Source organism: Paenarthrobacter sp. 2TAF44, assembly GCF_052114885.1.
GTDB lineage: Bacteria > Actinomycetota > Actinomycetes > Actinomycetales > Micrococcaceae > Arthrobacter.
On the sequence record NZ_JBFRFP010000004.1, the window covers coordinates 168,464 to 189,569 of the forward strand.

Here is a 21,106-nt window from a genome sequence, read left to right on the forward strand (position 1 = left end):
GTCCTGAACAGTAACGCGGCTAGCTCTTGAATGATGGGGGCTAGCCGCGCCATATGGGCTGCAGAAACGCCCCCGCATCCTCAGCAACCCGTTCCGGGCACTCCCACAACACCAAGTGGCCCGTCTTCTCGTAGATCTTCAATTGAGCTCCAGGGATACGGTTGGCAAGGGTTTTTTGGTGGTGCCGCGGCACTATGTGGTCATGTGCGCCCCACAGGATGAGCGTCGGGGCTGAGATGGTTCCGGCTTCGGTTGGCGGAACAGCCTCGTAGTAGCCCCGCAAGGAAGCCTTCCAAACGGCTGACGGCATGGCCAAACCGTCCCGCACCCTGTCCTCGATGTAGGCAGCGGGCACATTGTGCAGCAGCCTGTACCAGGACAGAGATTCCCGAACCCAGTCCTCCGAAATTGGATCAGTGAGCTCCTCCACCTCGTTCGCAAACGGTGGTTTCCCCTGGAGACTCAACGGAGATCCAACAAGAATCAGAGATGCCACGAGTTCCGGATGCGTCGCAGCGAGTTGTTGGGCCACGTATCCGCCGCTGGATGAACCCAAGACGTGAGCCCTCGCTATACCCAAGGCATCAAACATCGCGACTACATCTTCCACAACCACTGTCAGCGAATACCCGGTTTCAGGTTTGTCGGCCCCACCATGGCCGCGTAGGTCAGGCGCGGCCAGAGTCAAGGATGGCAGCGAGGCAATCAGCGGCTCAAAACTCCGCCAGGATTCACCCCACGCATGCAACAACACCAAGGGCGCGGCGCCGTCGTCGTTCGCTTCACCAAGGTTCCCCCGCACAAAGCAGGGCACGTTGATCCCGGTACGCAGGGCGAGCATCCTGACCTCGGACTCCATGCGGTCAGCGTACGCCCGAGGTGACTACTGAACGACCGTCTTGGGTGAATCCGTTGCCGTCTGGTATTCCGCGCAGCAGCCCGAGTCTTCGGAGGACTCATCGCTGACTGTTGCAGCAGGCACAGCGCAGCAAACGTCGCCACGCCATGCGTTGATTCCTTCGCGCACGGCGACGGCGGCAATCACCAGAGCTGCGCCGGCATCAGCCCACCACCAACCCAGCGTGCTGTTCAGGACCAGGCCAATGAGCAGCACAGCAGAGAGATACGTACACAACAACGTCTGCTTAGAGTCAGCTACGGCCGTCTTGGAACCGAGCTCCCGTCCGGCTCGGCGCTGCGCCCAGGACAGCACAGGCATGATCGCCAGGCTGAGGGCCGCGATCACGATGCCTGGCGTCGAGTGCTGGGCCTCTCCCCCACCGGTGAGGGATCTGATGGCATCGAACGTGACGAAGGCGGCGAGGGCGAAGAAGGAAATCGCGATGATCCGCAGGGTTAAGTGCTCGCGCCGCTCGGGGTCCTTGGCGGAGAACTGCCAGGACAATGCCACCGCGGAGGCCACCTCGATCACCGAGTCCAGCCCGAAACCAATCAGGGCCGACGAATCCGCCGCACCACCAGCCCACAGTGCCGCTGCCGCCTCGATGACGTTGTAGGTGATGGTGGCGGCAGCGAAAAGTCTGATCCTACGTGTCAGGACGGTTCTGCGTTCCGACGCTTCCTGCAGGGCTGTGCTCATGCCAGGCACGTCCCATCAGGAGCACAGCAGTTGGGGTCCACCGCCAGGACCACACCGATCAGGTCCTTGATGGCGTGACCCAGACGTGCGTCGGCCAGTTCATAGCGGGTCCTGCGCCCGTCGGGAACCCCGACCACAAGGCCGCACCCGCGCAGGCAGGTCAGGTGGTTGGACATGCTCTGGCGGGAAACGCCCAGGGAATCTGCAAGTTCGGAGGGGAAAGCCGGCGCATCAGCCAGGGCAAGGAGTACGCGTGCCCTGGTGGCGTCCGAGATCGCATAGCCGAAGCGGGCCAGCACCGGAGCGTGGGTGAGGGTTTCCATGTCGTTAAAGTACAGCCGACGCTGTATTCATGCAATCGTGTACTGAATCTCCAAACGCCAAAGCCGCAACCTCCCAGACCCGCCGGCGGCAGCTCCGCCGTCGTACGCTTTACCGACACGACAGAGGCGGAGCCACCCCGTTAGGTGGCCCCGCCTCTGGTGCGTTGGGATTATCCAGTCCTGCGCCCGTCTTTCGGGTTACCTGTTGCGTTGGTATGCAGGGCGGGTCCCTTCGCGTGCCGACCTGGAGTTGCCGGCAGTCATGTGAAACGTTGCGGTTTAGAGGATGCCGGTCGGAACCAGGAGGGCCCATGCCAGGGCGGGCGCAACCAGGACCACTCCACCGGCGTAGATCATCAGCTGCTTGTACACGCGCTGACGGTCCGAATCCTGGGCGTTGGCCACGATCAGTGCGCCGTCGGTGGAGAAGGGCGAAACGTCCACCACAGTTGCTGCGATTGCAAGGGCTGCAACCGTTCCTGATGCACTCAACGTGCTGGAGGCCAGCAGGGGCCCGGCGAGCGGGATGAACGCGGTCAGCAGCGCGGTGGACGAGGCAAAGGCTGAACCGACGCCGATGACGTAGCAGAGAACCAAAGCGATCAGCAGCGGTGCGCCGAGCGCCAAAGCCATCTCTGCAAGGGTGTTGATAACGCCCACATGCTGCAGCAGGGAGACGTAGGTGATCATGCCAGCCACCAGAAGGACGGTGGACCAGGAAACGCCGCCGATGAAGGTGCGGTGCTCCTTGATGTTGACCAGCGCCAGCAGCAGGCCGGCGGAAAGGGCAACAAAGCCAATCGGCATCCGGAAGCCCAAGGTGCAGACGAGCATGACAGCGATCAGCAGGAGCGTCAGGATCTGCTGGCCATGAGGCCGCGTGGTGCGGGGAGTTTCCAGATCCACGTTCTGGACCCCTGCGCCGTCCTTCAGCTTTCCGAAGACGGCGAACAAAGCCAGGGAGAGTGCCGAGAGAAGCAGGTTGATGGCGAAGCTCGCCGCGAAGAGTCCGCCCTGGGAAATGGGGAAGCCGTTGTCGTGTGCGATGTTGTGGACCAGGACGCCGGCAACCGAGAGTGGCGAGAATCCACCGGCGTGTGCGCCATTGATGACGAAGGCACCCATGAGGACGGGGTGGATGCGTGACTCGTAAGCGAACCCCATGGCGGCAGGCGCCAGAAGTGCGACGGCGGCTGGCGAGAACGTGCCCAGCGAGGTCAGCGCGGCAGCGATAAGGAAGAAGACCCATGGCAGCAGCATCGTCTTGCCCCTGACGAGGCGCGCACAGTTCTGCACGATGATATCGATGGTTCCATTGCGGTTTGCCATGCTGAAGAAGTACGTCACGCCGATGATCGTCAGGACGATGCTGGCCGGGAAGTCCTCCAGGATCTCCTTATCGGACATTCCCAGCATGAAATACCCGACGCCGAACGAGGCTACCAGCCCCATCACACCGATGTTCAGTGGCCACTTGGTAGCGACAACGAACATGAGGACGAGGATGACCAAGGGAATGATCTGCGTAGCGGTCAGGGTCTGCTCCGTTCCCGAGGTGGCCGCCGGGTTGAAAATGGCGCCTCCGAACATCAGAGCGGCCAGACCCAGGACAGCAATCACGGCTGCTGTTATCAGCAGGATACGGCGACTGCGGTTAGGACGTTTGGAACCAGCCTCCTGAACATCATCCACTGATGTGGAGGCGGCTTGGTAATCGGTCTTAGTCATGATCTTTTACTCCTCGTTGAGTGGGCTGATGTCACTGAGCGGCTGATGCGAAGGAAGGCTCGACGGCGCTGCCGAGGAGTTCCGGGAGATGCAGGGTGGTGGTGGCGATGGTGCGTGCCGTACGGTCCACCCCGACCAACAGGGACCCGTTGCGTTCTTCGCTCCAGGTCTCGATCACGCCCGCAGGAGTACGAAGCCGCAGGATGGATCGCGGTTCACTGCCCGTGATGCTGTTGAGGACAGTTCCTGGGGTACTTGCTGCAAGCGTCAGGGCGATGCTTCCGGTAATTGCCAGGGCCGGGTGGGGCTTGCCCATGGAGAGCATCATGACGTTGACGTCGGCAGTGTCGCCTGTGCCCGTGTCCCCTGGGCCGGGGGCTCCGACTATTGCGAGCTTGGGGATAGCGCGGGCAGCGTCCTTGACTGTTGAGGCCAGGCCCATTCGGACGGCAGCCTGCCGCCGGATCTGGTCCAGGGTGTCCAACTGCAGCTTCACTCCGGCCTGCCAACTTTCGAAGCGGGCGGTGTCCAGGCCCAACTCCTCGGCCTTGACGATCACAACCGGGGCTCCGGCGTCGACCATTGAAACTGTCCAGCGCGTCCCGCCGGCGCTTATCGTGTCCGTTGCTTCACCGGTGGGAAGCAACTTCCCGGTCGTCTTTCCGGCGGGATCCTTGAAGCCCAGGCCCACCCGGTAGCCGGGAAATACGACGCCGGGCATCTGAGCATCCGGGACGATCGGCAGGGCGCCCTCTGGGGTGGCAACGCGCTGGATGATGATCTGGCCGGTATTGGTGTTGCGCGTGACGATCCGGGTGTTGTCGCCGCTGGGCGTGACCCAGCCCTTCTCGATCGCGTACAGTCCAACAACCGCGGAGCAGTTTCCGCAGTTACTCCCCCAGTCCACGGCCGCTTCCTCGATGCCGACCTGAGCGAAGGTGAACTCGACGTCGACATCCGGGTCGGAGGGACGGCGCAGAATCATGGCTTTGCTAGTGGTGGAGGTTGATCCTCCGACGCCGTCAATCTGGCGGTGGTCCGGGCTTCCGAAAAGCCGGGGCAGCAAAGAGTCCAGGTCCTTGTGGGTTTCGTCCAGGTGTTCACCTTCGAAGACCCAGCACTTGCTGGTGCCTCCACGCATCCATTCCGCTTCAATCTTCATGGCAATCCGTCCATCTCCTCTGCCGCGCTGGGTTTCAGGGGCCTATTAGAAGAATGATTCGGATCACAAATGAAGACAATGTTGGATATTTGATGGGGTGTGTAGAGACGCTTCATTCATTGAGCTTCAGGCTGCTTCTTGCTGTGTGCCTTCTGTTTATTGGTTGTCTTCTGGGCAAAAGCTACGGGAAATCACGCAGGATTGCATAGAATGAACCAAAATCAGAGGAGAGTTAACTGATGCTTAATGATCATGGCCAGGAATTATTCGACATTCGACGGTTGGCTCTGCTGGTTGAGGTGGTGGAGCAGGGATCCATCACTGCTGCGGCCGATCTGATGCTGTACACGCCATCGGCGGTTTCCCAACAACTGAGGAAGCTTGAACAGGAAGTAGGGCAGCCGCTTCTTACCCGCCGTTCCCGTGGTGTGGTGCCGACAGAAGCCGGTCAGGTGCTTGCCGGGCACGCCCGGAAGATGGTGGGACAGATGCGCGCCGCCCGGAACGATCTGGACCAAATCGCCGGACTCCGCCGCGGATCCCTGACCGTCGGCACGTTTCCCACCCTCGCCGGATCGTTCTTACCGCTCGTGATCCGCGCCTTCAAAAAGCGATACCCGGCCATCAGCCTGTCTGTCCGCAGCGCGCGTTTTGAGGAACTGGTCTCGGACCTCGAATCCGGGGAGACCGGCCTATGCCTGCTGTGGGACTACCCTTGGAATCGCTTCCATGACGACGCCATCCGGACAACCGAGGTGTTCCAGGAAAGCACGGTAATCCTCGTCGCCAAAGGCCACCACCTCACCGACCTCGATGAAGTAAAGATGGAGGATCTGAAAAAGGAATCCTGGATCGTCCGCGCGGATGCTCATCCTGTGGTGGAAGTTCTTAAGCGCTCCGCCAACGAGGCGGGCTTCGAGCCGACGATCGGTTTCCTGGCCAACGACTACCAGGAAGCGCAGGCCATGGTCAGCGTCGGAATGGGCGTCGCAATGGTGCCCAAAACCGCCGTCGCACTCCAGCACCCCGACGTCCGGGTGCTGAGCCTCGGCGCTGCTGCCCCGCTACGCCGGGTACTCCTGGCCCAACGTCAGGACAAGGTCTACGCGCCGGCCGAGATCGCTTTCCACACCACGCTGTTGGAGATCGCCCGGGAGCATGTTGGGGATTACCTCTAGGGCTCTTCCACCAACTGCGATTCATCAAAGAGGCTGGTCAGGCCAAGGACAGGAAGAGCTTTTCCAGGTCTTTCCTGTCCATGCTTGCGTCCTTCTGGGCAATGCACTGCTCCAGACCCGTGGCAATGATGGCGAACCCTGCCCGGTCGAGGGCTTTGGACACGGCGGCGAGCTGGGTGACGACATCCCTGCAGTCCCGCCCCTCCTCCAGCATGCGGGTGACAGCGGCGAGCTGACCCTGGGCGCGCTTGAGCCGATTGATCACCGGCGTGAGTTCTGAGGGGTTGAGTTCCAAGGGTTTCTCCAATACGTGAGGGACTCCAACAATCGTATACCCCCTAGGGTGTTTTGCATACCCGTGGGGGTATAGGCAATACTGGGTGGGGTATCCATTAGACGACGTTTTGAGAGGCCAGCAATGACTTCCCCCTCCACAGCCCGGGCCGTTATCGCCCTTGCTCCAGAAACCCTGCGCACCTGGATCGAGCAGCACCAGGACCTCTTCGTGATTGACGTGCGCTCCGCTGCTGAGTTCGAATCCATGCACATCCGCGGCTCCTACAACGTGCCGCTGCCGCTGCTCGCCGAGCACGCCGACGAACTCGCCGCCCGTCTCGGATCCCGCGTGGTGCTGGTCTGCCAGTCCGAAGCCCGCGCAGAACAGGCGCGACAGCGCCTCGGCAAGTCCGGCGTCGAGGGAGCCTACGTGCTGACGGGCGGGGCGCCCGGCTTCGCTGCCGCTGGTGGGGATGTCGTCAAGGGCAAGAACCGCTGGGATCTGGAGCGCCAGGTCCGCCTCGCTGCAGGCTCCTTGGTGGTCCTGGGCCTGGTCGGGGGCAAGTTCATCTCCCCGAAGATCCGCATGCTCGCCGGCGCCATTGGAACCGGGTTGACATTCTCGGCTACGACTAATACCTGTGCCATGGGCAAAGCCCTCTCGGCCATGCCGTGGAACAAGGCCGCCACGGAGCCCACCCGCGAAAGCGCCATCCTGCAGCTTCCCCTGCAGGCCGCCGAGGGCGCCGCGGCATGATTCCGGCCCTGGCTCTGGGGCTGGTCGTCGGCATCGTCCTGGGTGTTGTGGGCGGCGGCGGGTCCATCATCGCCGTGCCAGCCCTGGTGTACGGGGTGGGCATGACCCCGGCGCAGGCGGTTCCGACGTCGCTGCTGGTGGTGGGTGTATCCTCGCTGGCTGCCCTGATGCCCAGGGGCCGGGATGGCTTGAACTGGCCTGTGATCGCACTCGTAGGGGCTGCCGGCATTCCGGCAGCCTGGGCCGGCGCGTCCTTGGGCAGGCTGCTGGACCCGAACATCCTGATGCTGGCATTTGCCGTGATTATGGTGGCAGCAGGGATCAGGATGTTCATGAAGACCCGCGAAACCGAGGGATCCTGCAGCACGGGGCCACGCCGGATGCTCCGGACCTGCGCCCCGAAGGCCGTGGGAGTGGGCCTGCTCGTCGGGTTCCTCACAGGACTGCTCGGAGTGGGCGGCGGCTTCCTCATCGCCCCCGCGCTGACCATCTTCCTGGGCCTGCGCATGAAACAGGCCGTCGGAACTTCGTTGGCGATCATCGTGATCAACTCCGCAGCAGGGTTCAGCGCCCACGCCGCCGGATACACCATCGAGTGGACCACCACCCTGGCTTTCGCAGCCCCGGCCATCCTGGGATCCGTCGTCGCGGGCCGCCTGGCGCGGCGCCTGAAAGACAGGCACATCCGCATCTCATTCGCGGTACTCATCTTCGCCGTCGCGGCGTGGGTCACCGCCGGCACTTTCACCGCCTGGACCAGCGCCGCCCCCACCTATGGGGCCGCGGCAGAACGGCACCCGGACATCACCTAACACCTACTCGACGAAGGAGAGCACCAAATGCTTATCGAGCGCATTTACGATGAAGACCTCGCCCAGGCCAGCTACCTGATCGGCTGCCAGGCCAATGGCACCGCCGTTGTTGTGGACGGCCGCCGCGACATCGCGGTCTACCAGGAACTGGCTGAGAAGAACGGCATGAAGATCGTGGCCGTCACCGAAACCCACGTCCACGCCGACTACCTGTCCGGCACCCGCGAACTGGCCGCGGCCACAGGGGCGAAAATCTACGTCTCGGGCGAAGGTGGCCCGGACTGGCAATACGAATTCGACGGCGAACGCCTCTACGACGGCGACAAGATCACCATCGGCAACATCAGCATCCAAGCTGTGCACACCCCCGGCCACACCCCCGAGCACCTGTCTTTCCTCGTGACCGACGGCGCGTTCAGCGACCAGCCCGGTTACCTGCTCTCGGGTGACTTCGTCTTCTCCGGGGACCTTGGCCGACCGGACCTGCTGGACGAGGCTGCCGGCGGCATCAACACCCGCTTCGAAGGTGCCAAGCAGCTCTTCGCGAGCCTGCGGGACAAGTTCCTTACCCTGCCGGACTACGTCCAGGTCCACCCCGGACACGGTGCGGGCAGTGCCTGCGGCAAGGCCCTCGGTGCCATCCCTTCCTCCACGGTTGGCTATGAGAGGCTCTACTCCTGGTGGGGCCCCTACCTTGCCGCCAACGACGAGCGGGGTTTCATCGACGAACTCCTTGACGGCCAGCCCGACGCCCACGCCTACTTCGGACGGATGAAGCGGGAAAACCGCGAAGGACCTGCCGTCATGGGCGAACGCACCCCGCTGCCCGAGCTCGCCGTCAGCGTCGTTGCTGCGGGTCTGGCAGAAGACACCCTGACCTTCATCGACACACGCGCCAACAGCGAGGTCCACCAAGGCACGGTAACCCGCTCCCTGAACATACCGGCAGGCAAATCCGTCGCCAGCTACGGCGCCTGGGTAGTTAACCCTGAGACGGACAAGAACCCGCTGGTGCTGCTGGCACCGGATCGGGACGCTGCACAGGACATGTGGGACCACCTGGTCCGTGTCGGCATCGACAACGTTGCCGGCTACGTCACCAGCGTCGAAAGCCTACCCACCTTCACGCCGAAGCTCATCCAGCCCCCGGAACTCGACGGATTTGACGCCGTCATGGTGCTGGATGTCCGCAACAAGACCGAGCACGCGGCTGGGCATGTCCCCGGCTCGCACCAGCTCAGCGGCGGGCGCCTCATGTGGCACCTTGACGAAATCCCGGCCGAGGGCGCCATCGTCACCTACTGCCAGAGCGGGGTCCGGAACTCCGTGGCAGCCAGCGCGCTGCGGCGGGCCGGGTACAACGTCGTCGAACTCGAGGGCAGCTACGCAGCCTGGACCGCCCAGCAGAACTCAGTCGCCACGGCCTACCAGCCATAACCCCCTCCAAGTCCGCTCGGGCCGGTCGCCCCTCCGGCCCGAGCACCTCTTGGAAGTGCTGGGGCAACCGTAGTTCTCGTAGCTATGTCTCGCATCACCTAGACCACTGGAACGGATATCCTTTGTTATGCCCATCCCGGACCGACCGTCGTCGAACATCCCCGGAGACTCTGGAGACATATCCGGAGACCTTCACGACAAGCTCACTATCCCAGAACGATACGTAGCGCCCCGGAGTCAAAAGGTCCTCTATGTCATCGCGGTTATCCTTGCGGTGGTTGGCGCGGGAACCTTCTTCCTCATCCTCGCCGAAGTAAAGCAAAAAATTGATCTGGCCACAGTGGATGAAACAGTCAGCACGTGGTTCGTGAGCCAACGCTCGCCGACGGCGACGACGATCATGGCTGTCCTCGCCACGATTTTCGGCCCAATAGTCATGCCCATCATCGTGGCGGTCGTGACGGGGATCTGGATATTAAGAGCGCGAAAGCTCTGGCGACCTCTCTTGCTGGCCGGCGCCATGCTCACAGGAGTGATCCTCGCCCAAGTCATTACGCGTTTGGTCGAACGGCCAAGACCGCCCATGGATCTCATGGTGCTCGGCGCCGACAGCACCTACTCTTTTCCGTCGGGCCACGTACTCGGCGCCTCCGACTTCCTCCTCGTCGGAGCGTTCCTCGTCTTTTCCCGCCGCCGCAAGATAGGTGCTGTCATTGCCGGCTTCAGTGCCGCCGTCGCAGGGATCGCCACCCAAGCCATCAGCAGGCTTTACCTCGGCTACCACTGGCTCACGGATGTCCTCGCTTCCGTCTCTTTGTCACTCATAGTGCTGGCCGCAGTGATTGCCTTGGATACGTGGCGCACCACCAAGGCCCTGCCCGGACCAGAGGAGATGGCTGTGAAAAAGCGCGGCTGACGCATGACACACTACTCCGCCCGGTGCTCATAGACTTCAGAACACGTTCTGAGTTAGTGTTTGTACATGAGCGCAGCAACTCGATCACGAAAGACTGTCCAGTCTTCCAAGACCCCACTGCCAGTCCAGCCTTTCAAGACCCGGACGTCGTTCCAGTCGTCTGAACTGAGCCGCTCCTCCGCAGATGTTTTTGCAGCAGCCGCAGACCACCCCGTCCGGGTAACCCGCCGTGACGGCGAGGCTCTCGTTCTTATGTCCGAGAGCGCCGATGCGGCACGCATTTCACTGCTTGAACTGGCAGCCCAGCTGGTTGCAGTCTCAACAAGCACGGAGGGAACGCTTGCCGCCCGCATGAGCGATCGCTTCCCATGGATGCTTGCTCTGAGTCCAGCTGACCGAGAGGCTTGTGCCGATGATGTCCTGGCTGCAGCTAGAGCGTCCTTCGCTACCAATCAGCCCCATCTGGCCATTACAGAACTGACCTCATGGCGTGAGACTGCCACGGCGATCGCAGCCGGCCTCGGCAAGGAACCTTTGGAGTGGCTCGACGAATCGGAAGCCGTCGAGCGTCCCTAGTACATGGCGAAGAGGGAAAAGAGCCGCAGTGATTGCCTTGGACACGTGGCGCACCACCACGACATGTTGATGACACGGGACGAATAAAATGAAGCCATGGTGACTTTCGTTCCGTGGTTCAAAGGGTGAAGAGCGCTGGCGGTCGTTTGCTCGCCGGGCTCGCGCTCGAACGGTCCGGGAACCAGCCCCTGCACCGGCAGTTGTATTCGCAGCTGCGCACGCAAATCCTGGCCGGATCGCTGCCGAACGGGACGCGTTTACCCTCAACCCGCACGCTCGTTTCCGAGCTGGGTGTATCTCGGATCACTGTAGTTACCGCTTTCGAGCAGCTCACCGCCGAAGGCTTTCTGCGCTCCCGGGCAGGAGATGGCACCTATGTCGACACGCTGTGGAGCGACAACACTCCGCCGCAGCCCACATCCCGCCCGCCGTTGTCCGAACGCGGCGCCGCCACGTCCTCCCGCGGCACGGACCTTTTCAGTGAGGCACCACGTGCATGGTCCCCGGACGCGACCGAATCATTCCTGCCGAGCCAGATCGCGTCCTCGGCTTTTCCTGCATCAACCTGGAAGCGCCTGCTGGGCCGTCACGCCGGCCGCACCGATCAATCCTTCATCGGGTACAGCGATCCCAACGGCTACCGTCCGCTTCGGGAAGCAATCGCCGATTACGTCAACGACACCAAAGGCCTGGACTGCACCGCAGACCAGATCGTGATCACCTCGGGCGCACAACAAGCATTCAACATCCTGGCTGTCCTCCTGCTGGATGCAGATGACCCAGTCATCGTCGAGGACCCAGGACACATCGCCGGCAGACTCGCCTTCCAGTCCCAAGGCTGCCTCATCCAAGGAGTCCCCGTCGACGACGAAGGGGCAGTCCTCCCGGATGATCGAGGGGACGCGCCTGCGGCCCGCCTGGCCCTCCTGACTCCGGCTCGCCAACACCCACTCGGCACCGCCATGAGCCCAGCGCGGCGCTCAGACTGGATCACCTGGGCCCAACAAAACGACAGCTGGATCGTCGAAGACGACTGCGACAGCGAGCTGCGGTACCGCGGGAAACTCCTGCCCACACTTTTCGGCCTGGACCTGAGCAGGCACGTGATCACCGTCGGCTCATTCAGCAAAGTCCTCGCCCCCTCCATCCGCCTCGGATATTGCGTCCTGCCCGAGGATCTGGTCCAACCCTTTGCGTCCGTGTCCTCGGTCATCGGTCGCGCACCCGCCGTGTTACTCCAGGCCGCTCTCGCGGACTTCCTGACAGAAGGACACATGCACGCCCACCTGCGCCGCACCCGTCGGCTGTACTCAGCGCGCCAGGATGCCCTGCTCAACGCGATTCAACACCAGCTCAGCCACAGAATCGTACCCGCCCAGGTCGACGCCGGCCTGCACGTCATGGGCTGGCTCCAGGAACAACTGGACGACATCGACGTGGCGAGGGGGCTCGCCGCCAGCGGCGTATACACCTACCCCCTGAGCGAGTACCGGCTCACCCACCAGCTTCCTCCGGCACTGCTGATCGGATTTGCCGGAACCGCCGAAGAGCACATGCCCGCCGCCGTCGGCAGGATGGCCACAGCCTGGGACCGATGGGCCGACAGCAAACACCCCTGAATGGACTTAAGCGCCAAGCGCTTAATGGCTATTTTGTGATGTCCATTACCGGCGTACAACTAATGAGTGGCAGCAGCCACCACCTTTGATACGCCTCCCAGGAGCCCACCGATGCCCCCAGCAGATGCCCGATTCCGGGCCCTCCTCAGTCCGCGCCTGAACAACGCGGAAATCGAATCCCTTCCCCGCCTGACCGATGAGCTGGCCCGCACCCTGATCCAACGGATCGACGCGGCGCCCCTGTTCGCCCATGCATACGCTCTCCTGGGCAACCTCACCTACGGCGCGTACGGGCCCCATGACGTGCTCGACTTCGCACACCGCCACGGCCTCGCCGGCGTCTGCATCCATCTCCTCGACGGGGAGGACCGAAGCCTGAGCAGGATGAACGAGGACCAGCTGCGCGGATTCGCCGAGCGGGCACGCCACCTGGGCCTGAGCATCCACCTCGAGATCAGCACAACACTTCGCGCGGACGTGGACGAGGCGGTCCGCATCGCGGAACTCCTCGGCGTCCGGCACATCCGCGTCTACTCACGTTTCGCCGGCACCCTCACGCAGGTCATGAACCTCATCGAGCAGGACCTGCAGCGGCTGGCAGCCACCGCTGATGAGCACGACCTGCACTTCTCGTTCGAACAGCACGAAGAGCTGCGCTCAAGCGAGATCGCCGAGCTCTTGAACCGCCTCGCCCATCCACGGCTCCACGCCATGTTCGATTTCGGAAACATGATCAATGCCTGCGAACGTCCCATGGACGCCCTCTCCACCCTCGCCCCGCACATCCTGCAGGCACACCTGAAAGGCGTACAAGTCCTCCCCGAAGGGGACGGCTTCGGCCACCGCGGCGTACTGCAGGGAAGCCCCGACGACGACCTCCCCGGCGCGCGGATGCTCTTCGAACTCCTGATGCTTGGCGAAACCGAGCCCCAGGTCATCGCCCTGGCCCTTGAACAGGAAAACCTCTACTACGCCCCCGCCTTCCGCCACGCCAATGAGGGCACGAACCCATACATCCCCTACCGCGACCTGAGCACGACGGGCATCCCCTCAGGCTGGACCCAGGAAGAGCTTTTGGCCGCAGAACCCGGCTGGGCCGACCACCAGGTCAACTACGTGAAAGACCTCCTCAAGTCCCTGCGCGACATCGCCGTCGCACAGCTCCACACCACAAACTCCCTGGCAGGTGCACAATGACCACGATGACCAAAACCGCCACGAAATCCGCGAAAGCCCTCAACGCGAGCAAATGGATCCGCTTCGCGCTTCTCGTCATGGCTGGCGGCACGACCTACAAGCTCGCAAACCTTAAAGACGCCTTCTACGTTCCCATGCAGGAGGCCATGAGCCTCAGCCATACAGAGATCGGCACACTGCTAAGCGTCAACTCGATCGTAGCCACAGCACTCTTCGTCGTCGGCGGCTTCCTCGCCGACCGGATCTCCACGCGAATCCTCATCCCCGCCGGCCTGATCGGCACCGGCGCGCTGGGCCTGTTCCTGAGCACCTTCCCGGGCTTCAACACCTTGCTGCTGGTCTTCGCCCTGCTCGCCATATGCTCAGACTGCCTGGTCTGGCCCGCCCTGCTAAAGAGCATCCGCCAGCTCGGCGGGTCCAAAGAACAGGGACGGCTATTCGGCCTCCTCGAAGGCGGCCGCGGCGTCGTCGATACCGCCGTGGCATTCTCGGCACTGGGAGTCTTCGTCCTGATGGGTTCCGGTTCCGGTGGATTCCGTGCGGCCATCGCCTTCTACGCCATCATCGACATCGCCGTCGGCGTCCTGCTGTTCCTGCTGCTGCGCAACAAAACAATCCAACAAACCAACGACCAACCCGCACCGGCCAAGCAGAAGGCAGGACTGGCCGAAATTTGGCGGGCAGCGAAGCAGCCGCAGCTGTGGTGGGTGAGCTTCACCGTGTTCATGGTCTACGTGGTTTACTGCGGTCTCACCTACTTCATCCCCTACCTGACCTACGTCTACGGACTGCCCGTCGCGCTCGTCGGCGCCTACGGCATCATCAACCAGTACGGACTGAAAATCCTCGGCGGTCCCATCGGCGGACTGCTCGCTGACAAAGTCTTCAAAAGTGCAAGCCGGTACATCCGGCTCGCGTTCCTGTGCCTCATCCCGGTCCTGGCCGTGCTGCTGCTACTCCCCGCCGACCCAGGCACCCAGATCCCGGCCATGATCGTCACCCTTCTGTTCTCGCTCATCGTCTTCACCATGCGCGGTGTGTTCTGGGCACCCATGGACGAAGTCGGAATCCCCGAGGAAACCAGCGGCACCGCCTTCGGGATCGCCTGCCTTGTCGGCTATGCGCCCGGGATGTTCGCATTCATGGTCTACGGCTCAATCCTCGACGCCAACCCGGGCGCCAGCGGATACCACATCGTGTTCATCGTGCTCGCGGCCCTCGCGCTCGTGGGAACACTCGTAGCCAGCGGGCTCACCCGCGCCGCCCAAACCCGAAAGGCCGCAATCAACATCTAACCTGGCCGCCGGAGCCAACCGGCCCCCGTCCTCGCCATGGCTAAGGCCCGTACCGAAGAGGTACGGGCCTTAGCGGCAACAACACCAGTTTGTGGGCGTGGGCTGGTTCTGAAGTTAGGACCTATTTGGCGATCCGACCCACAATCCCGCGGGCCACCAACCTGTCTACTCCGGGAAGATGCGTTGCCCTGATGATCCATCGACGCAGGAGGCGTTGTGTCCGGTTTTTGGGCAGGAATGATGTCGCTGCGCGCCTCCCGGCTGCCTGGGCCTCGCGAACGACGGGTCGCCAGCGTCGCTCGAATTCGCTGAGGGCCGCACTGATTCCCTCGGGTGAAGTCACGGGTCCGAGGACGTCGCCCAGGAGCGCAGCCCCCGCGATCGCGAGTGAGCCACCCTGACCGGCGAGGAGCGACACTGCGCCGCACGCGTCCCCAAGAAGAACTGTCCGTCCTTTTTGCCAGCCCGGCATGATGATCTGCGCCACGACATCGTCGTACGGATGTTCAGGGCACAGTTGCAGCACACGGTCGACCGCGTCGCTGAGTCCTGCGAATTCTTGGCGCAGCCGATCCCGCGCACTCCCGGATCCCACGAAGCCCGCCGGGTCTGCGGTATCACGGTAGACCATCAATGTCGCCACTTCGTCCGAGCGCAGATTGTAGAGCCCGGCCATCCTGTCTATGGTGTCGCTAAGGACGAACCGGTTCCGGAAGCGGTTATTCAGGAAAGGCTCGGTCACGATGAACGCGGCGGCACGCATGCCGAGAGGGCGCAGGTACTCTTCTTCGGGCCCGAACACCTGGGCACGCACGCTGGAATGGATCCCGTCCGCGCCGATGAGGACGTCGGCACTGACTGCGCCGCCCGGGGAAGCATCCATTGCGACCCGCACGCCACCGCCATCGCTCCACACTTGGGTAACCGGCGCCCCGTAGCGGATCCGGACCAAGCCGCCGTCGACGTCGTCGAGGGCAGCGAGTGCCACCCGCTCCATGTCAGGGCGCAGCAGGCTCAAGACTTTCCCGCCGGCAAGTCTGGCGAACCGGTCGTAGTCGAGGCTGGATGTGGGGCGACCTGTTGCATCGACGTACTCGGCGGCCTCGACGTGGTAGGCCACGTCTGCGAGCCTCGGGTAGAGGCCGATCCGCTCTGCCGCTTCTACCCCTGGGCCAAAGAAGTCCATCATGTACCCATCGCGGCGCGGAGCCGAGGATTTCTCGAGGAGTTCAACGTCCCAGCCAGCCAAACCGAGCTGGCGGGCAGCGACGAGCCCCGCAATGCCCGCCCCGACAACCACGGCTTTCATGTTTACCTCGAATGATCAGCTCAGCCGGGCCAAAGGTCACCCAGCAGGAGCTCCAATGTCCCTGATCGCTTATTCTTGGCCGTTCCCCCGGTCGCTGTCCAGAGCGAAAGATTCGGATTGGTCTCCAGCTGTGCTCTGCGGGCGAGGCGTGTGACGGTCTCGCAAAGGTGGCTCCTGGTAATCGCTGATAAAATGGCGGGCGCACCGTCGTCGCGCGGTGTTATGAACTGGGTTTCATTCGCATCCTGCGCAGGGCGGCTACCGCGAACACCCCGGCGAGCGGCAAGGCGACGACGACGGCGCTCAGCCACGCGCCTGTGCCCTGCCAGCCTTGGACGGCGGCGTTGAGGGCTTGGACGCCGGTCGCCGCGGCGGCGAGCAGGAAGGCCGCGGCTGCGAGCGCCGGCGCGAGGCCTGCCGGGAGTACGGCTTCGCGGGGCAGGAGTCGCCATACGAGCAGGAGGACAAGGCCCAGCACCCCGAGGACTACGCGGTATTCGACGACCTCGCCCCAGTGATGCTCGGCGGCGGCCTGGGCGCAGTCGAGCCCGGGGTAAGGCGCCTGCAGGACCGCACATCTGGCGGCCGTGTAGGCGACACCGGGCAGGTCGCCGGCTACGAAGCCCGCACCCCAGATCCGGCCGAACAGCTCCGATATGGCGCCGCTGACCCCGACGGCGATTGCGCCAATGGCCGCGAGGCCAACCACGGGGCGCAGGAACGCGCGCAGGGGCAGCCGGGCGACGTCGTGAAGTGACGGGCGCAGGACTGGCGTCACAGTGTCGACTGGGCCGAAGCGGTGGACAGCTTCGCGCTCGGCGTCCTCCGGGCTCATGCCCTGCCCGCGGAGCCGGGCGGCGCATTCGCGCAAATGCGCCTCTGTCTCGGCGAGGAGCCGGCGCCCGGCGGCGGGATCACCGTCCCGCGCGGCGATGAAGAGCTCGTCAAGGTAAGCGTCGATGGGCCCCCCTTCAGTCCCGGCGCCGTTCTCCGCGCTCACGACGCCGCTCCAAGAACACCGCGGACTGCCGCGGAGAAGCCTTTCCATTCCTCCACCATGCGGGCTAGTTCGGCGTGCCCGGCCTCGGTGAGCGCATAGACGCGCCGGCGGCCGCCGGGGTCATCTGCCCAACGGCTCGCGACGCACCTCGCCGCCTCGAGCTTGTGCAGTGCGGGATAGACCGAACCCTCCTGGAGCTCGATCCGCGCGCCGCTGCGCTCATGAATGCGTGCGATCAGCGCGTAGCCGTGTGCCTCGCCCGCACCGAGCGAGCTGAGCAGAAGAAGGTCAAGCTGTCCGTTCACTGAACTACGTCCCATACCTAGGCAGTCTAGGTATGGGACGTAGTGCTGGCAAGAGCACCCGCATTCCTATCGAAGTCAGCATCGCGTTCTATCAGTTTTGGGTGTTTCAAGATTTTCCAAGATTCTCGTTACAGTTTGTTGGCTGCCGGACATTAACAGGGCATGAGGAACGAGCATCAACAATTCCTTCGGCCAAACGATTTACTACACCACCGTCGACGGTGACTCTTTCGACAGCCTCGGCTACAAATTCCGGTGCACCACCGACCAGTTGCTCCGGTGGAACACAACCCTTACGACAGATCGGCCCATCCCCGCAGGGACCAGGGTAAGACTCATGCCCGGCGAAGTCGCAATCGAGGGCGCCCATGGCACATTCACCACCGACGCCGAAGGCGTCCCCCTGACCTACACCACCGCTCCAGGGGATACTGAGCGGCAGATCGCTTTCCGCTTCGGCGTGCCTGAAATCGCGGATCTGGAATCGGCGAACCGCCCGCTCACCGGCACCGACCGTGTCTGGTACGCCTTCTCAGACCTGCCCTCCGGAGAGTTGGCCCCAGGCCAGACAATCAGCCTCAACCTGACCAAGCCCATCCACAAATGACCCCGCAAGCTACGCCGGCGAAGCCTTCTCAATAGCAGAAGGGGGGCAAGTTGAGCGTCGAACAACCAGGTTTGCCGGGCAGACGATTTGCTGGTCGGTTAACTCCCCTTTGATCAGGCTTAGCGAGAGACGGCCGGCAAGTACGCCTTGCTCAAACGGTGTTTGATGGACGGTTGTGAGGTCCATCGTTTCTGCCATCGGGTGGTCGTCGATCCCGATGATTGACATATCCTGGGGGACGCGAAGGCCAGATCGCCGCAGGCTTTGAAGAGCGCCGTAGGCAACTTCGTCAGAAAAGGCAAATACTGCGGTGGGCAGGCGAGACAGGGTCAGAATTTTGTCCATGCCCTGGGAGCCGCCATCAAGGCCCCATGGAACGGAAACCACGAGTTCCTCATGAGCGTCAAAACCTGCCGCGGCGAGTGCACTCCGGTATCCTCGCTCGCGGCCAACATCGGCGGAGTATTGTTTGCCTTCCGGGTCAACACTGCTGATCATCGCGATCCGCCGATGTCCCAGCCCCAGCAGATGATTGACGGCGTGTCGCGCCGCCAACTCCTCATCGATCCCGACCGAAGGACGCCCAGGCGTAATGCTTCCCGCCACAATGGCGTGAACCCCCATGGCGTCAAGACGCTCCCACTCCTCCTCTGTGATGGGGAAGGCAATATTGATGATGGCATCTACTTTTCGACGCGCCGGGAGTTCCTCGAAAAACCGGCGCCTGTCTTCGGAGCTATCGAGAGGGTAGAGGAGCACGTCGATACCGGCGGCCGTTAGTTCTGCAGCTACGCCGGCGATGACAGCCGAGTAGAACCACTCGTTGATCATGGGAGTGATAAGCCCAACGCGTCCGGTTCGCCCGCCGGCGAGCTTCGAGGCTTCGGGTGAGACGACGTAGCCAAGTTGTTCGGACAGTTGCTGGATCTTGAGGCGGGTGCGTTCGGACACGCCTTTGCCCCCTGCCAGGGCGCGCGAGACCGCGCTTACCGAAACGCCCGCCTCCCGGGCTACGTCCACCATGTTCACTGAATGTCGATCCCCATTGGCCATTCTTCAATAGTACCGGATTGAACGCATACGTTTGCGTAAATTTTGCTCAAAAACGAAGCGTGTTCACTTGAACGTGAAGGCCAGCAACTCCTGGTCGTAGAAGTTAACGCTTGACCCTGCCGATCTGAGCACCTATCTTTAACTCAAACGTTTGCGTAAGAGACTCAAGTCACAGCTGACGAGTCGCGTCGACGAATCGCTTCGACCAATCCCGCCCGTCGAAAACCGGCAATGATGCCCGGAAAGCAGAACAGGAAGCACCCTCTCTTGAGCACCAAAACCCCAACCATGCATGCCGACGTCGAGGAAGTGTCGGGTGCAGACTGGTGGCGGCAAGCCGCCGTGTACCAGATCTATCCGCGGAGCTTCTCTGATTCCAACGGTGACGGCCTGGGCGACGTCAAAGGCATTACGGCCAAGGTCCCGTATTTGAAGTCACTCGGGATTGACGCCGTTTGGTTGAGTCCCTTCTACCCGTCGGCCCTCGCAGACGGCGGCTATGACGTGGACGATTACCGCGACGTGGACCCCAGGCTAGGCAGCTTGGCGGACTTCGATGAGATGACCGTTGCGCTCCACGCCGCGGGCATCAAGCTGATCGTGGACATCGTGCCCAACCACTCCTCTGACCGGCATGAGTGGTTCAAGGAAGCCCTCGCCGGATCCAGGGGCTCCGCCGCCCGGAACCGCTACATCTTCCGTGAAGGCAAGGGCGCGGAGGGCGAGTTGCCGCCGTCGGACTGGGAATCCCTTTTCGGCGGCCCGGCCTGGGAGCGCATTACCGAACCGGACGGCACTGCCGGGCAGTGGTACATGCATCTGTTCGCCAAGGAGCAGCCGGACTTCAACTGGGACAACCGGGAGGTGCGCGAGGACTTCCTCAAGACCTTGCGTTTCTGGGCCGATCGCGGCGTTGACGGTTTTCGCATCGATGTGGCGCATGCCCTGGCCAAGGATCTGACCGAACCGCTGCCGGCAAAGGCTGAACTGGCGGCCGAGAACGAGACGGTGGACGGTAAGCACCCGTTCTGGGACCGGGACGAAGTCCACCAGATCTATGCAGAATGGCGGGCCCTGTTCAACGAGTACACCCCGCCGCGCACCGCCGTCGCCGAAGCCTGGGTGCATGCTGACCGACGCGGCCGTTATGCCAGCCCCGAGGGTCTGGGACAGGCATTCAATTTCGATCTTCTGCAGGCAGCCTTCGACGCCGGACAGTTCAGGGAGATCATCACCCGCAACCTGACCGAATCCGAGATCAGCGGCGCGCCCTCCACCTGGGTGTTTTCCAACCACGACGTCGTCCGGCATGCCACCCGCTATGGGCTGCCCAAGGGTCCCGGGCGCAACGGCCCTGCCCAGGCGTGGCTGATGTCCGGCGGCAACGAACCTGCCCTGGACCGTGAACTGGGCCTGCGACGGGCCAGGGCCGCATCCCTGCTGATGCTTGCCCTGCCAGGATCCGCGTACCTTTACCAGGGCGAGGAACTGGGCCTGCATGAAGTCGTCGAAATATCCGACGCCGACCGTCAGGATCCGACTTTCTTCCGCAACCCGGGCGTCGACGTCGGCCGTGACGGCTGCCGAGTCCCGCTGCCCTGGACCACCGAAGGTATCGCGTTCGGATTCGGCAAAGCCACGGCGCACCTGCCGCAGCCGGAATGGTTCAGCGCCTATGCCGTGGCAACCCAGCAGGACAACCCCGGATCCACGCTTGCCCTTTACCGTGAGGCCTTGCGGCTCCGAGGCAGCCTCCAGACCGAGGAACAACTCAAATGGATCAACCACCGAAATGATGCAGTGCTGCACTTCATCCGACCCAACGGCTGGCAGTCCATAACGAACTTCGGCGTTCAGCCCGTCGCCTTGCCGGCCGGCACCGTCGTCGTCAGCAGCGGTCCCCTTGTGGATCGAAAGCTTCCCGCGGACACCACCGCGTGGATCATCTGAACCCGT

21 protein-coding genes are annotated in these 21,106 nt (G+C 63.0%); 11 read left to right on the forward strand and 10 right to left on the reverse strand.

All coding sequences use genetic code 11. From position 1 onward, the window contains the following. Positions 1-40: 40 nt before the first annotated feature. From AB4Z15_RS06290 to AB4Z15_RS06310, 5 genes are all read right to left on the reverse strand, one after another. A complete protein-coding gene (locus AB4Z15_RS06290) occupies positions 41-859 on the reverse strand; it encodes an alpha/beta fold hydrolase (RefSeq protein WP_442016574.1) in 819 nt (272 codons plus the stop codon). A 24-nt stretch (positions 860-883) separates the two neighbouring features. Further along, positions 884-1,600, reverse strand: a complete 717-nt coding sequence (locus AB4Z15_RS06295) for a cation transporter (RefSeq protein WP_442016575.1) — start codon at positions 1,598-1,600, stop codon at positions 884-886. Further along, positions 1,597-1,923 carry an ArsR/SmtB family transcription factor gene (locus AB4Z15_RS06300; protein ID WP_442016576.1) on the reverse strand — a complete coding sequence of 109 codons (327 nt, stop codon included), beginning with the start codon at positions 1,921-1,923 and terminating at the stop codon, positions 1,597-1,599. Before AB4Z15_RS06300 ends, AB4Z15_RS06295 begins: the two co-directional genes overlap by 4 nt. Positions 1,924-2,202: 279 nt before the next feature. Next, positions 2,203-3,651 (reverse strand): SLC13 family permease, encoded by a 1,449-nt coding sequence (locus AB4Z15_RS06305; protein WP_442016577.1) that lies wholly within the window; start codon positions 3,649-3,651, stop codon positions 2,203-2,205. 31 nt (positions 3,652-3,682) lie between these two features. Beyond that, complete coding sequence (locus tag AB4Z15_RS06310) at positions 3,683-4,813, reverse strand: PrpF domain-containing protein (protein WP_442016578.1); 1,131 nt, start codon at positions 4,811-4,813, stop codon at positions 3,683-3,685. A gap of 239 nt (positions 4,814-5,052) precedes the next feature. Between AB4Z15_RS06310 and AB4Z15_RS06315 the strand changes: the two genes are divergently transcribed. After that, positions 5,053-5,991: a LysR substrate-binding domain-containing protein gene (locus tag AB4Z15_RS06315; protein WP_442016579.1), complete on the forward strand. Its 939-nt coding sequence runs from the start codon at positions 5,053-5,055 to the stop codon at positions 5,989-5,991. Positions 5,992-6,028: 37 nt separating this feature from the next. Here the strand turns inward: AB4Z15_RS06315 and AB4Z15_RS06320 are convergent, their stop codons facing one another. Continuing rightward, positions 6,029-6,286, reverse strand: a complete 258-nt coding sequence (locus AB4Z15_RS06320; protein ID WP_442016580.1) for a metal-sensitive transcriptional regulator — start codon at positions 6,284-6,286, stop codon at positions 6,029-6,031. Between the two features lie 123 nt (positions 6,287-6,409). Here AB4Z15_RS06320 and AB4Z15_RS06325 point away from each other — a divergent pair, with 123 nt between their 5' ends. The 8 genes from AB4Z15_RS06325 to AB4Z15_RS06360 all read left to right on the forward strand — a co-directional run bounded on the left by AB4Z15_RS06325 (position 6,410) and on the right by AB4Z15_RS06360 (position 14,876). Further along, a complete protein-coding gene (locus tag AB4Z15_RS06325) occupies positions 6,410-7,024 on the forward strand; it encodes a rhodanese-like domain-containing protein (protein ID WP_442016581.1) in 615 nt (204 codons plus the stop codon). Continuing rightward, positions 7,021-7,836, forward strand: coding sequence for a sulfite exporter TauE/SafE family protein (locus AB4Z15_RS06330; protein ID WP_442016582.1), 816 nt, complete (start codon positions 7,021-7,023; stop codon positions 7,834-7,836). Before AB4Z15_RS06325 ends, AB4Z15_RS06330 begins: the two co-directional genes overlap by 4 nt. A gap of 27 nt (positions 7,837-7,863) precedes the next feature. Continuing rightward, positions 7,864-9,273, forward strand: coding sequence for an MBL fold metallo-hydrolase (locus AB4Z15_RS06335; protein ID WP_442016583.1), 1,410 nt, complete (start codon positions 7,864-7,866; stop codon positions 9,271-9,273). Between the two features lie 127 nt (positions 9,274-9,400). Beyond that, on the forward strand, positions 9,401-10,189 hold the full coding sequence (locus tag AB4Z15_RS06340; RefSeq protein ID WP_442016584.1) for a phosphatase PAP2 family protein: 789 nt from the start codon (positions 9,401-9,403) through the stop codon (positions 10,187-10,189). Between the two features lie 66 nt (positions 10,190-10,255). Next, the gene (locus tag AB4Z15_RS06345) at positions 10,256-10,765 is read left to right on the forward strand and encodes a prevent-host-death protein (protein WP_442016585.1); all 510 of its coding nucleotides are present in this window, start codon (positions 10,256-10,258) and stop codon (positions 10,763-10,765) included. A gap of 125 nt (positions 10,766-10,890) precedes the next feature. After that, positions 10,891-12,384: a MocR-like pyridoxine biosynthesis transcription factor PdxR gene (gene pdxR / locus AB4Z15_RS06350; RefSeq protein ID WP_442016586.1), complete on the forward strand. Its 1,494-nt coding sequence runs from the start codon at positions 10,891-10,893 to the stop codon at positions 12,382-12,384. 111 nt (positions 12,385-12,495) lie between these two features. Further along, a complete protein-coding gene (locus AB4Z15_RS06355; RefSeq protein WP_442016587.1) occupies positions 12,496-13,581 on the forward strand; it encodes a sugar phosphate isomerase/epimerase family protein in 1,086 nt (361 codons plus the stop codon). A gap of 5 nt (positions 13,582-13,586) precedes the next feature. Further along, complete coding sequence (locus AB4Z15_RS06360) at positions 13,587-14,876, forward strand: MFS transporter (protein WP_442016588.1); 1,290 nt, start codon at positions 13,587-13,589, stop codon at positions 14,874-14,876. Positions 14,877-14,997: 121 nt separating this feature from the next. Here the strand turns inward: AB4Z15_RS06360 and AB4Z15_RS06365 are convergent, their stop codons facing one another. The 3 genes from AB4Z15_RS06365 to AB4Z15_RS06375 form a co-directional block, all read right to left on the reverse strand. Continuing rightward, the gene (locus tag AB4Z15_RS06365; protein WP_442016589.1) at positions 14,998-16,185 is read right to left on the reverse strand and encodes an FAD-dependent monooxygenase; all 1,188 of its coding nucleotides are present in this window, start codon (positions 16,183-16,185) and stop codon (positions 14,998-15,000) included. Positions 16,186-16,405: 220 nt separating this feature from the next. Continuing rightward, positions 16,406-17,185, reverse strand: coding sequence for a permease prefix domain 1-containing protein (locus AB4Z15_RS06370; RefSeq protein ID WP_442016590.1), 780 nt, complete (start codon positions 17,183-17,185; stop codon positions 16,406-16,408). After that, entirely contained in the window at positions 17,182-17,505 is a 324-nt protein-coding gene (locus AB4Z15_RS06375; protein ID WP_442016591.1) for a PadR family transcriptional regulator, read from the reverse strand. Before AB4Z15_RS06375 ends, AB4Z15_RS06370 begins: the two co-directional genes overlap by 4 nt. A 322-nt stretch (positions 17,506-17,827) precedes the next feature. Here AB4Z15_RS06375 and AB4Z15_RS06380 point away from each other — a divergent pair, with 322 nt between their 5' ends. Then, a complete protein-coding gene (locus AB4Z15_RS06380; RefSeq protein WP_442016592.1) occupies positions 17,828-18,097 on the forward strand; it encodes a hypothetical protein in 270 nt (89 codons plus the stop codon). A 9-nt stretch (positions 18,098-18,106) separates the two neighbouring features. On the opposite strand, the gene AB4Z15_RS06385 is transcribed toward AB4Z15_RS06380, so the two are convergent. Continuing rightward, complete coding sequence (locus tag AB4Z15_RS06385; protein ID WP_442016593.1) at positions 18,107-19,150, reverse strand: LacI family DNA-binding transcriptional regulator; 1,044 nt, start codon at positions 19,148-19,150, stop codon at positions 18,107-18,109. 288 nt (positions 19,151-19,438) lie between these two features. Between AB4Z15_RS06385 and AB4Z15_RS06390 the strand changes: the two genes are divergently transcribed. Further along, on the forward strand, positions 19,439-21,100 hold the full coding sequence (locus AB4Z15_RS06390; RefSeq protein WP_442016663.1) for a glycoside hydrolase family 13 protein: 1,662 nt from the start codon (positions 19,439-19,441) through the stop codon (positions 21,098-21,100). Positions 21,101-21,106: the final 6 nt, after the last annotated feature.